The organism is Loktanella sp. Alg231-35, assembly GCF_900143545.1.
Classification (GTDB): domain Bacteria; phylum Pseudomonadota; class Alphaproteobacteria; order Rhodobacterales; family Rhodobacteraceae; genus Yoonia.
The window spans coordinates 478163-490484 of sequence record NZ_FREV01000003.1; the positions used below are offsets into that span (position 1 = coordinate 478163).

Below are 12322 nucleotides of genomic sequence, written 5' to 3' on the forward strand. Positions count from 1 at the left end.
CCTGTATGGACGTCGCGCACGCATGTGCCAAAATTAATGCCGCGCCAGAGGGTGGCGCGTTTGGGAGGAGAAACCATGAGAACGAAGATTTATTCAGGTGTTGCGGCAGCGGCTTTGCTTGCGAGCGCGGCACATGCCGGCGGCCATCTGCCGTTCACACCGGGCGAGGGCGACTTTAGCTGGGACGCCTACAATGAATGGGCGGCAAACGCGCCAGACCTGAGCGGTCAGTCGGTCACAGTGTTCGGTCCTTGGTTGTCCCCAGAGGATGATATTTTCCGTTCGGCGATCGCCTACTTTGCCGAAGCAACGGGCGCCGAGATCACCTACACCGGCTCTGACGGGTTCGAGCAGCAGATCGTGATTGATACAGAGGCCGGCTCCGCGCCAAACGTCGCTGTGTTCCCACAGCCCGGTTTGGCAGCCGATCTTGCGTCACGCGGTCTTTTGACACCGCTGGGCGATGATATGGCCAGTTGGGTCAATGACAATTACGCCGCTGGCCCATCATGGGTTGATCTGGGCACTTATGCTGACGCAAGTGGTGACGACCAGTTCTATGGCTTCTTCTACAACGTGAACGTCAAATCGCTTGTCTGGTATGTGCCAGAGAACTTCGAAGATGCGGGTTATGACATTCCAGAAACCATGGAAGAGTTGATCGCATTATCCGAGCAGATCATCGCAGATGGTGAGACACCTTGGTGCATCGGTCTGGGTTCTGGTCCGGCGACAGGTTGGCCCGCGACAGACTGGGTTGAAGACATCATGCTGCGCACGCAAACACCTGACGTCTATGACCAATGGGTGTCCAATGAAATCCCGTTCAACGATCCCAAAGTGATCGAAGCGATTGAGACATTCGGCATGTTTGCCAAGAATGACGATATGGTTGCGGGCGGCTCTGCTGCGGTTGGGTCTACGGATTTCCGTGATAGTCCTGCCGGTCTCTTCACTTCGCCGTCGCAGTGCTACATGCACAAGCAGGCGTCCTTTATCCCGGCCTTCATGCCAGAGGATGTTGTGATTGGCGAAGATGCGGACTTCTTCTACTTCCCATCCTTCGCCGAAAAGGACCTCGGAAATCCTGTTCTGGGTGGTGGTACGTTGATGGCGATCACAAACCCATCGGATGCGACAATGGCCTTTGTTGAGTACCTTCAGCAGCCGCTGGCGCATGAGGTCATGATGGCGCAAACAGGTTTCCTTACACCGCACTCTGGTGTGAACCTTGATACGTACAAGGACGCGACGCTGCGTGGTCAGGGTGAAATTCTGCAGAACGCCACAACATTCCGCTTTGACGCATCTGACTTGATGCCGGGCGCTGTTGGTCAGGGGTCATTCTGGACGGGCATGGTTGACTATGTCGGTGGTGCATCCGCCGAAGACGTCACCGGTGCGATCCAGAACAGCTGGGACGCCGCAAAGTAAGCGCCTGTGCGCCGTGCAACGCCACGGCGCGACAGATGCAGCTAAAGTTTCGGGCGGTGCGCCGCCCGGACATCCTGCGGCACGCAAAGGCCGCTTAGATACATCGCGAGGGAGGGCGCAATGCATCCAGCACTGCAAGGATTACTGACGATCATCATCGGGGTCGGTGGCTGTGTCGGCTACTTTTACGGCGCAAACCTGCTGCTTGATAAGGTGCTGTTCAAGCCCACGGGCGAGAACGCCGGACGCAATATCAACCGCGCCAACCAGATCCGCCCTTGGGTCTTTTTGATGCCCGCATTGCTCGCACTTGGTCTGTACCTCGCTTACCCGGTCTTCGCGACCCTGCGGTTGAGCTTTCTTGAAAGGCTCCCCGGTAACGAATTCGCCTTTGTCGGCTTGGACAATTACACCAAGATGTTTGCAGAGCCGAAGTTTATCGAAGCCATGAAGAACAATGTGCTGTGGTTGGTTGTTGTGCCTGCGGCCTCAACAGCCTTTGGCCTATTGGCGGCCCAGCTGACAGACCGTCTGGCATGGGGCAATATCGCCAAATCGATCATCTTTATGCCGATGGCGATTTCCTTTGTTGGTGCTGCCGTTATCTTTAAGCTGGTTTATGAAGCGCGCCCAGAAGACGTGGCGCAGATCGGTATTCTGAACCATCTTTACATGCTGTTTGGCGGATCAGAGCCGCAGCAGTGGTTGCAAATTCCCTTCTGGAACAGCTTCTTCCTGATGATTGTGCTGATCTGGATCCAGACTGGCTTTGCCATGGTGATCCTATCGGCAGCCTTGCGCGGCATCCCTGAGGAAACCGTTGAAGCGGCGATTGTGGATGGTGCCAATCCGTTCCAGATATTCTTTAAGATCAAGATCCCGCAGATCGTGCCAACCATCGTTGTGGTCTGGACCACAATCACGATTGCCACGCTCAAGGTCTTTGACATCGTGTTTGCGATGACGAACGGCCAATGGGAAACGCAGGTTCTGGCCAATTACATGTACGACAAACTGTTCCGTGCCAATGACTGGGGTATGGGCTCGGCTGCGGCGATGATCATCATGCTGATGGTGACGCCAATCCTTGTCTGGAACGTACACAACGCCCGTAAGGAGATGCGCTGATGGATGCGATGGCTGGAAAGAAACCCGTTGTCGTATGGGCGCTGAATATATCGGTTGTGTTGCTGGTGGCCCTTTGGCTGTTCCCGACGCTGGGTCTGTTTGTGTCCTCCTTCCGTACCGGTGATCAGATCACTGCGTCGGGCTGGTGGTCGGCGATGTTCCCTGCGGAGCAGACACTGCAAATCAGGGCCGCTGATCCCGATGACAACCGGGTTGAGGCCGGGGGCGGTGTCTTTGTCGTCGAAGGCAACATCTTTGGCGATGACCCGTTTGACGGCGAAATGTCTGCCTGGGCCACGTCAAGCCGCGCTTTGGGTGCCTATGCCCCCGGTGAGACGGCCGATCTGGGGGATGGTGAAACCTTTACGATGAACGCAGATGGGTCATATGTCTGGCAGGGCAATGATGACCAGATCAGTGGCCGTGCGCAGCGCGTGTTCATTGATGCGACAACGCCGCCGGATTTCACCTTGCAGAACTATAATTTTGTGCTGTTTGACGAAGACAACTCAGAAGGTATGGCCAAGGCGTTCTTTAACACGCTGACGGTGGTGATCCCGGCGACGATCATTCCGATTTTGATTGCCGCCTTTGCTGCCTATGCGCTGGCGTGGATGGATTTTCCGGGGCGCGCGTTGCTGATCGCGGCGGTTGTTGGTCTTTTGGTTGTCCCGCTGCAATTGGCGCTGATCCCGCTGCTGTCGCTGCATAACTCCATTGGTATCGGCAAAGGCTATCTGGGGGTCTGGCTTGCCCATACCGGCTTTGGTCTACCGCTCGCGATCTATCTGTTGCGCAACTACATGGTGGGTTTGCCGCGCGACATTATTGAGAACGCCAAGGTGGACGGGGCCACGGATTTCCAGATCTTCACCAAGATCATCCTGCCGCTAAGCTTTCCTGCACTTGCGTCCTTTGCAATCTTCCAATTCCTGTGGACGTGGAATGACCTGCTGGTGGCACTGGTGTTCTTGATTGACGCCTCGGGCCAGACGACGGTGATGACCAAGCAGATTGTTGAACTGCTGGGCACACGCGGCGGCGATTGGGAAATCCTTGCAACCTCTGCTTTCGTGTCGATTGCGGTGCCGCTTGTGGTGTTCTTTGCGATGCAAAAATATCTCGTGCGCGGTCTGCTCGCAGGCTCGGTCAAGTAACAACACACGTCCCGGATCAGATCCGGGACGTTGCCAGAATGACAGGAACAACGGCAATGAATACGGCGCTGGCCACAAAGACGGATATGGCGATCAACAAGGATTGGTGGCGCGGTGCGGTGATCTATCAGATCTATCCGCGCAGCTATCAAGACAGCAATGGTGACGGCATTGGTGACCTGTTGGGCATTGTCCAACGCCTGCCGTACATCGCGTCGCTTGGTGTTGATGCAATCTGGATTTCGCCATTCTTCATGTCGCCGATGAAAGACTTTGGCTATGACGTCAGCGATTATTGCGACGTTGATCCGATGTTTGGGTCGTTGGCCGATTTTGATGCGGTCGTTGAAACTGCGCACCGTTTGGGCATCCGTGTGATGATCGACTTGGTGCTAAGCCACACAAGCGACCAGCATCCGTGGTTTGGCGAAAGCCGCGCCAACCGCACGAACGACAAATCTAACTGGTACGTCTGGGCCGATCCAAAGCCTGACGGCACGCCGCCCAACAACTGGCTGTCGATCTTTGGTGGCTCTGGTTGGCAGTGGGATGCGCGGCGCGAGCAGTATTATCTGCACAATTTCCTTGTGTCCCAGCCCGACCTGAACTTTCACGAACCTGCCGTGCAGGATGCCTTGCTGGATGTCGCTCGGTTCTGGTTGAACCGGGGCTGTGATGGGTTCCGGCTTGATACGATCAATTTCTACATGCATGACGCGAAGCTGCGCGATAACCCCGCGTTGCCACCTGAAAAGCGTAACGCGACGATTGCGCCATCAGTGAACCCCTATAACCATCAAGAACACCTCTATTCTAAGAACCAGCCGGGGAATCTGGCGTTTCTGCGCAAGCTGCGTGCGGTGATGGAACCTTACGGCGCCGCCGCCGTAGGCGAAGTGGGGGATGCCCAAAAGGGTCTTGAGATCATGGGCGAATACACCGCCGGCGATGATCTGATGCAGATGTGCTATGCCTTTGAATTCTTAGCAAAAGATCAACCAACCGCCGCGCGCATTGTCGAGGTGATGAACCGGGTGGATGAAGTCGCCGCTGATGGCTGGGCCTGTTGGGCGTTTTCCAACCACGACGTGATGCGCCACGCCAGCCGTTGGGACCTGCCGCCCGCGGCACAGCGCATGTTCGCTACGCTGATCTTGTGCCTGCGCGGGTCGGTTTGCCTGTACCAAGGCGAAGAACTGGGACTGCCAGAGGCCGACGTTGCCTTTGAAGACCTGCAAGACCCTTACGGAATTGAGTTCTGGCCAGAGTTCAAAGGCCGCGACGGTTGTCGCACGCCGATGGTCTGGGAGCCGAGCAATCAGAACGGCGGTTTTTCCGCGGCAAAGCCTTGGCTGCCTGTTGCCTCAGAGCATCTGCATTTGTCAGCGGCGGCACAGGAAGATGAGCCCGGCGCCTTGCTGCACCACTACCGCAAGGCCATCGCATTTCGGCAAGCACATACGGCTCTTAGTATCGGGGCGCATGATGGGGTGCGGGCCAAGGGGGATGTGGTTTACTTCACGCGGACGCAAGGCAAACAGACGATCTTTTGTGCCTTCAACGTCAGCGAAACACCATCCGATTTCGATTTACCTGCCGGAAACTGGACCCCGATCGGGGCCGAGTTGGGCAGCGCACATACATCCGCAGACGGAAGACTGCACCTTGGGCCTTGGCAAGTTTGCCTCGCGCTCAAGTCATGAATTTAGGGGAGTGAGACATGGCTGATCTGAAACTTACGGACGTTGCCAAGACCTATGGCGGCACCGTTGATGTTCTCAAAAACATCGATCTGGATATCAAACAGGGCGAGTTGATCGTCTTTGTCGGCCCATCAGGCTGCGGTAAATCCACCTTGCTGCGCATGATTGCGGGTCTGGAAAAGATCACCGGCGGTGAGCTGCAGATCGATGGCCAGGTGGTCAACGATGTGCCGCCCGCGCAGCGTGGCATCGCGATGGTGTTTCAATCCTACGCGCTTTATCCGCATATGACGGTGCGCGATAATATGTCGTTTGCGCTTAAGCTCGCCAAGAAATCACAAGCCGAGATTGACGAGGCCGTGGGGCGCGCCGCCAAAATCCTGCAACTGGATGAATATCTCGATCGCCTACCCAAGGCCCTGTCCGGTGGTCAGCGCCAGCGTGTGGCCATTGGCCGGTCGATTGTGCGTGATCCCAAGGTTTACTTGTTTGATGAGCCGCTTTCGAACCTTGATGCCGCCCTGCGTGTCGCCACCCGGATCGAGATTGCGCAACTTAAGGAATCCATGCCGAACAGCACGATGATCTATGTGACGCATGATCAGGTTGAGGCCATGACCTTGGCCACACGGATCGTTGTTTTGGCCAATAAGGGCATTGCACAGGTTGGGACACCTTTGGAACTTTACGAGCGTCCCGAGAATGAATTTGTGGCCCAGTTTATCGGCTCTCCGGCTATGAACCTGCTATCAGGAGAGATCGTGGGCACAGGGGCAGAGACCACGGTAAAGCTGCATGGCGGTGGAACTGTGAAATCAGCAGCCCCAACAAAGAGTGATGACATGGGCCAGACCGTCAATGTCGGCATCCGGCCGGAGGACATGCTGGAAACGACCAATGATGAATATGCCTTCGAAGGCAAAGTGAACTTTACCGAAGCTCTGGGCGAGGTCACGCTGCTGTATTTTGACAAGGTTGGCGACAATGACGCAGTGATCGGCAAACTGCCCGGTATTCATGCTGATTTGCGTGGTAAGTCGGTGCGGATGTCGGCGGCACCCGAAAAGGTGCAGATGTTCTTGAATGGGCATTCGCTTTATTATCGCTAGGCAACCCATTGTGAAGTAAAGAAAAAGTGCCGATGATCTTTCATCGGCGCTTTTCGGTTTTCGAATATATCTGATGCTTAGCCGCGCCGACGGCGCCCGGTGCGCGCGCGCCCTTCACCTTCTTTTGGTGGCACACGGTTGAATTTGATCCATTCGGTGCCGGACGCATCATTATCCGTCAGGAAGTTGGCCGCACGAATTGCTTCCATTTCCTTGCCCGCGCGGGGTTTGGTGGACCCAAGACCGAACATCTGCACAAACGCCTCGTCATCCATGCCGTCGGGCAGGATGATGCCAGCCGCTTCAATCTCTGCCTTCTTTTCGGCAATCTTTTTGGGGCCGGTGGGCAAGGCAACAGGGTTCATGATGGCCGAGGTCATACCAGCGGTCATGGCCATCGGCAGGAACGCGTTGTTGATGCCGTGTCGGTTGGGCAGGCCAAAGCTGATGTTGGAGGCACCGCAGGTGGTGTTCACGCCCAGTTCTTCGCGCAGGCGACGCACCAGCGTGAAGACCTGCAATCCGGCGGTGCCCATCGCACCAATGGGCATAACAAGCGGGTCAACCACGATGTCATGCGCGGGGATGCCAAAATCTGCGGCGCGCTCCACGATTTTCTTGGCAACCGCAAAGCGCACGTCGGGGTCTTCAGAGATGCCAGTGTCGTCGTTCGAAATCGCGACGACCGGCACGTTATATTTCTTCACCAGCGGCAGGACGAGTTCGAGGCGCTCTTCCTCACCTGTGACAGAGTTCAACAGAGGGCGACCCTCTGCTGCCGCAAGACCGTTTTCCAATGCGCCGGGGACAGAGCTGTCGATGCAAAGCGGAACATCGGTGATCGCCTGCACACGCTCGACCATTTCTTTCATCAGGGGTGGTTCAACAAAGTTGTTGTCAGCGTAACGCGGATCTTCGGCCATTTTGTTAGAAAAGACAGCGCCAGAGTTGATGTCGAGGATGTTCGCCCCAGCCGCAACCTGCGCCAGCGCGTCGGCTTCCACGCGGCTGAAATCACCGCGCTCCAGTTCTTCGGCAAGGATCTTGCGCCCTGTTGGGTTGATCCGCTCACCGATCACGCAAAAGGGTTGATCGAACCCGATGATGGCAGTCTTCGTTTTGGATTCGACAATCGTGCGTGTCATAAAGCGGTCCTTAGGATTGAGAAGCAGGCACAGCGGAGGATCCGCCGTTTGCGATGGCCCAGTTGGCGTTGGTCTTGATGCCGCCAAGTGGGAAGAAGTGGACGTGGGTGATGTTGAAATCAGGGTTCGCGGCCTTGTGGGCGGCGAGTTCGGTCAACACCTCGGTTGGTTCATAGGGCAACAATAGTTTGGTGACGTCCATTGCACGCTTTTGTAGCACCTTCAGCGATGGGCCAACACCACAGGCAATGGCGAATTTGATCAGCGTTTGCAGTTTGGCCGGACCCGCGATGCCGATGTGAACGGGGATGGTGATCCCGGCCTTTTTCAGCGCGTCGGCCCATGCGATGATCGAGCCTGCCTCAAAGGCGAACTGTGTGGCCAGCGCCATTTCGGCATCGGTTGTGTCTAAGAATTTCTGCTTCCAGCGCAGCGCGTCCTGCACGTTTTTGTCAGACCCATCAGGGTCAATATCGCGGTTGCCTTCGGGGTGGCCTGCAACGTGCAGCCGCTTAAAGCCTGCCTTGTCGAACTGTCCGCTTTCCAGCAGTTGCATGGAGGAATGATAATCACCATGCGGCTGCGCCACGCCACCGGCCAAAAGCAGCGCCTGATCAACGCCAGCTTCGCCTTGGTAACGCGCAATCCAATCGGCCAGTGTCGCTTCATCCTTGATGATGCGGGCAGGGAAGTGCGGCATCACATTGTAGCCATCAGTGGCCAGGCGTTTGGCCGTGGCGACCATATCTTCGATGGGTGTACCTTCGATATGGGCGATATAGACGCGGGTGCCTGCAGGCAGAAGGGCTGTGAAATCTTCTACCTTTTCAGCCGTGCGCGGCATCACCTCGATAGAATAATCCTTGAGCAGCGCCTCCAGCTGTGGATTGACGGTGGTTTCTTCGACCGGTTGGGTTTTGCGAAAAGGCAGCAGGGACATGAGGGCCTCCGTTAGGCGCGTGGTGAAAGGGGGCGGCGGCGTCAAGCCCAGCCATCATTGGCAATAAGGGTCTTGATCCGGTCGAGGTCGTATTCGGTATCAATCCGGGCAACGGTGGCTTCGGCGGCTTCGTGATCGGTGCCATCAACCGGGATCGGATCAGCCTTGCGGAAACCTGACATATAGTCATCGGATTCAGCTGCACCAGATTTCATCGCAGCGCGATCAATGGCTTGCTCAAACCGTTCAGGTAAAGGCAGTTTCACACCGCGGCGGCTCCGGCCCACAATGACCTGTGCCGGCATATCGCGCCAGTAAACGATGGTGACGTCAGCCATGTGATTCTCCCTTACCTTCTTGTCTTCGTTCTATCACCCGCGCAGGTCGCCCAATGTCGAATTTCGACATCACGGAAGCGGTGAGCGACTGACGCTTGCCTAACCGATCCTGTGCGCGCTGGCTCTGTCATTGTGTTCAAGTTGTCTATGCGTTCCATTCACAAGACTTGTGCAATCGTCGATCACAACATAGCTTGGAGGTAACTTGAAAATGGAGGGCGTGAATTATGGCGCCCAAGCGTCCCAAAGGTGCGGGCGCGTTCCCCAAAGCGGTTGTGACCCCCGCGCCAACCCCGCCTGATCCGGCGCAGCTATATGCAGCATTGGATTTGGGCACAAATAGCTGTCGGATGTTGATTGCCCAACCAAAGGGCAGCCAATTTCACGTCGTTGATAGCTTTTCAAAGTCCGTGCAACTGGGCCAAGGCCTTGAGAGTACAGGGCGGCTGTCGCGCGCGTCGATGAATCGTACGATTTCGGCGATGCGTATCTGCCGTGATAAGCTCCGGCGTCATGGTGTGGAACATATGCGGCTGGTCGCAACCGAGGCCTGCCGCCGCGCGCTGAATGGCGATCATTTTATCAGTCAGGTGAAACGTGAAACCGGGCTGAACCTAGAGATTATCAAACCAGAAGAGGAAGCACGGCTTGCCGTGATCTCTTGCGCGCCGCTGGTCAGTGTGAACACTGAGCAGTTGCTGGTGGTTGATATCGGCGGTGGTTCAACCGAATTGGTCTGGATTGACCTGACCCATGTGCCCAAGCGCGAGCGACCACGGGCGATCATGCGCTTGCATGCGGGTTTCAAGTCTGATCCCGGCCCCTTTGCCGCCGCCAAGGTGGTCGATTGGATTTCGGTGCCTTTGGGCGTGGCCACGCTCCGTGATCAGTTTTCGGATGTAGAGGACGACTCAGCGCGGTTTGCGCTGATGTCGTGGTTCTTTGAGGAAAACCTTGAAGAGTTTTCACCCTATGCGGCGACGCAAGCGCGCGAAGGGTTCCAGATCATCGGCACCAGCGGCACCGTCACGACAGTTGCCGCCAGTCATCTGGGCCTGAAACGCTATGACCGGACCAAGGTGGACGGGCTGCGCATGACTTCGGACCAGATTGATACGGTGATCCGTGATTACTTGTCGCTTGGCCCGGTGGGGCGTCGGTCTGACCCGCGCATCGGCAAGGACCGGCAGGCGCTGATCATGTCAGGTTCCGCCATTTTGCAGGCGTTGATGCGGCTTTGGCCCACTGACCGCCTGTCTGTGGCTGACCGTGGCCTGCGCGAGGGTCTGCTTTATGCGCAGATGTCGGCGCATGGGGTCTTGGAAGACCGGCCGTTTTAGGGGATAGGCTGCGGCATGGTAAAGAAACCAACAAAGAATGCATCCGGGCGCGGGTATCGTGACCTGACGGTGAAGGTGAAAACCGCCAAAGGGCGCAAGATCAGTTCGACCAACTGGTTGCAGCGTCAGTTGAATGATCCCTATGTGAAACGTGCCCAAACCGATGGCTATCGGGGCAGGGCGGCTTACAAGATACTGGAACTGGACGACAAATACCGGTTCCTTGTGCCCGGTGCGCGCATCGTTGATCTGGGCTGCGCTCCCGGAGGCTGGCTTCAGGTGGCCGTCAAGCGGGCCAATACACTGGGCGAACGCAAGAGCAAGGCACAGGGCTATATTCTGGGCATCGATCTGCAAGAGGTCGAACCTGTGGCGGGTGCCGAAATCCACCAGTTGGATTTCATGGAAGATGATGCAGACCTGAAAGTGCGCGAATGGCTGGGCGGCAAGGCCGATGTGGTGATGTCTGATATGGCGGCCTCGGCGTCGGGCCATAAGCAAACCGATCACTTGCGGATTATCGCCTTGTGCGAGGCAGCGGCTTACTTTGCTTTTGATGTGTTGGAAGAGAGCGGCACATTTGTCGCCAAGGTTCTGGCAGGCGGGGCCGAGGGTGATTTGCAGAAACTGCTGAAGACGCGGTTCACGAAAGTGGCAAATGTGAAGCCGCCCGCGTCGCGGTCAGATAGTTCAGAGAAGTTTGTTGTGGCGACGGGGTTTAAGGGGTGATGGAGTAGACGCGGCAAGGTCTGCTTGGCGGACAAACCGGACACAATCGAGCCGATTGCCAATGGCCGCTTTCTGGTGGTATCTCGCCGCAATTACGAACGTTGGAATGCTAGATGAATAAATTTGGGTTGGGTGTTTTTGTTGCAGTTTTCGGGGCGCTGACATTAGCAGTGCCAATCGGCCTAAAATATTCTCAAGCCACTTTGCAGTTCGGCCTCATAGCCGCAATATCTGCGCCCGTGGTCATCCATAAAATTTCAGACAAGAACTGGTCTCTGGGCATGCTAATGGGCTTATCGTACTTTGCCAGTTTCCCCCTCAAGAAACTCTTTCAGATTGATGGCCTTGTAACCGACATTTCAGTGACACTCGCATATGCTGGAATTCTTTGGCTGGTCGGCTTTGGTTGGAAGCGGAGTTGGCGGTAAGCAGTCGTTCGCACGAGCCGCAGCATCCGACGCTTCGGGCTCTAACCAGACACTCGTCTTTTCACACCCTACACCAAAGCCACGCGCGTCCGCCAATCGCTGCACCGATTGATCAACGCCTCAGACGGCACCCGATCCGTCACGAAATGATCCACCTGCGCCAGTGACGCGATCTTGACCGGCGCTTTGCGTGTGAACTTGCTGCTATCGGCCACCAACACTGTTGCCCGCGCCGCTTTGATCACCTGTTGGCTGACCCGCACCTCTTCGGGGTCGAAGTCGAGCAAGTCGCCGCTGAGGTCAATCGCGGAAGCGCCGATCACGGCGAAATCAACCTTGAAGCGGTCGATGGCAAGTGCCGCCAAATCGCCGACCAATCCGCCATCCGACCGGCGCAAGCTGCCGCCTGCGACGACCACGTCGCAACTGGGATTGCTGGCAAGGATGTTGGCCACGTTCAGGTTATTCGTCACCACCATCAGATTCTGATGCGCTTGCAAGGCATGGGCCACAGCCTCGGTTGTGGTGCCGATATTGAGGAAGAGCGAGGCATTGTCAGGGATCAGTGCCGCCGCCCGCCGTGCGATCCTGATCTTGATATCCCGGTTCAGCGCGCGCCTGTCGCCATAGCCGATATTGCTGACGCCAGATGGCAGGACAGCGCCGCCGTGAATACGCTCTAGCAGCCCCGCTGCGCAAAGCTGACGCAGATCGCGCCGGATGGTTTGGACCGCGACGCCAAGGTCAGCGGCAAGGGCGGTCGCCATGACCTTGCCGTCGATCTGGGCGCGGGTGCGGATGTGTGTCAGGCGGGCGTCGGTATCCATATGTTCGTTTATGAATTTAAGCGAACATCATGCAACACAAATAT

The 12322-nt window shown here is 56.6% G+C and carries 12 protein-coding genes; 8 read left to right on the plus strand and 4 right to left on the minus strand.

What is annotated here, in order from left to right; all coding sequences use genetic code 11:
* Window positions 1-75 precede the first annotated feature (75 nt).
* The 5 genes from DHN10_RS09290 to DHN10_RS09310 all read left to right on the plus strand — a co-directional run bounded on the left by DHN10_RS09290 (window position 76) and on the right by DHN10_RS09310 (window position 6531).
* Window positions 76-1434 carry an ABC transporter substrate-binding protein gene (locus DHN10_RS09290; RefSeq protein WP_108815020.1) on the plus strand — a complete coding sequence of 453 codons (1359 nt, stop codon included), beginning with the start codon at window positions 76-78 and terminating at the stop codon, window positions 1432-1434.
* Between the two features lie 120 nt (window positions 1435-1554).
* On the plus strand, window positions 1555-2562 hold the full coding sequence (locus DHN10_RS09295) for a carbohydrate ABC transporter permease (protein ID WP_108815021.1): 1008 nt from the start codon (window positions 1555-1557) through the stop codon (window positions 2560-2562).
* On the plus strand, window positions 2562-3719 hold the full coding sequence (locus DHN10_RS09300; RefSeq protein WP_108815022.1) for a carbohydrate ABC transporter permease: 1158 nt from the start codon (window positions 2562-2564) through the stop codon (window positions 3717-3719). The genes DHN10_RS09295 and DHN10_RS09300 overlap by 1 nt, the downstream gene beginning before the upstream one ends.
* Window positions 3720-3805: 86 nt before the next feature.
* Window positions 3806-5422: an alpha-glucosidase gene (locus DHN10_RS09305; RefSeq protein WP_108815168.1), complete on the plus strand. Its 1617-nt coding sequence runs from the start codon at window positions 3806-3808 to the stop codon at window positions 5420-5422.
* A 17-nt stretch (window positions 5423-5439) separates the two neighbouring features.
* Window positions 5440-6531 carry an ABC transporter ATP-binding protein gene (locus tag DHN10_RS09310; protein WP_108815023.1) on the plus strand — a complete coding sequence of 364 codons (1092 nt, stop codon included), beginning with the start codon at window positions 5440-5442 and terminating at the stop codon, window positions 6529-6531.
* Window positions 6532-6608: 77 nt separating this feature from the next.
* Here the strand turns inward: DHN10_RS09310 and DHN10_RS09315 are convergent, their stop codons facing one another.
* Genes DHN10_RS09315 through DHN10_RS09325 form a run of 3 tightly spaced genes read right to left on the minus strand, consistent with a single transcriptional unit; the run spans window position 6609 to window position 8954 of the window.
* Complete coding sequence (locus tag DHN10_RS09315; protein ID WP_108815024.1) at window positions 6609-7676, minus strand: methyltetrahydrofolate cobalamin methyltransferase; 1068 nt, start codon at window positions 7674-7676, stop codon at window positions 6609-6611.
* Between the two features lie 10 nt (window positions 7677-7686).
* Window positions 7687-8616, minus strand: a complete 930-nt coding sequence (locus DHN10_RS09320; RefSeq protein WP_108815025.1) for a 5,10-methylenetetrahydrofolate reductase — start codon at window positions 8614-8616, stop codon at window positions 7687-7689.
* 41 nt (window positions 8617-8657) lie between these two features.
* Window positions 8658-8954, minus strand: a complete 297-nt coding sequence (locus DHN10_RS09325) for a virulence factor (protein WP_108815026.1) — start codon at window positions 8952-8954, stop codon at window positions 8658-8660.
* A gap of 227 nt (window positions 8955-9181) precedes the next feature.
* Here DHN10_RS09325 and DHN10_RS09330 point away from each other — a divergent pair, with 227 nt between their 5' ends.
* The 3 genes from DHN10_RS09330 (at window position 9182) to DHN10_RS09340 (ending at window position 11451) form a co-directional block, all read left to right on the plus strand.
* A complete protein-coding gene (locus tag DHN10_RS09330; RefSeq protein ID WP_108815027.1) occupies window positions 9182-10294 on the plus strand; it encodes a Ppx/GppA phosphatase family protein in 1113 nt (370 codons plus the stop codon).
* A 15-nt stretch (window positions 10295-10309) separates the two neighbouring features.
* A complete protein-coding gene (locus DHN10_RS09335; protein ID WP_108815028.1) occupies window positions 10310-11023 on the plus strand; it encodes an RlmE family RNA methyltransferase in 714 nt (237 codons plus the stop codon).
* Between the two features lie 113 nt (window positions 11024-11136).
* On the plus strand, window positions 11137-11451 hold the full coding sequence (locus tag DHN10_RS09340) for a hypothetical protein (RefSeq protein ID WP_108815029.1): 315 nt from the start codon (window positions 11137-11139) through the stop codon (window positions 11449-11451).
* Between the two features lie 68 nt (window positions 11452-11519).
* On the opposite strand, the gene DHN10_RS09345 is transcribed toward DHN10_RS09340, so the two are convergent.
* Window positions 11520-12278: a DeoR/GlpR family DNA-binding transcription regulator gene (locus DHN10_RS09345; RefSeq protein WP_108815030.1), complete on the minus strand. Its 759-nt coding sequence runs from the start codon at window positions 12276-12278 to the stop codon at window positions 11520-11522.
* Window positions 12279-12322 lie beyond the last annotated feature (44 nt).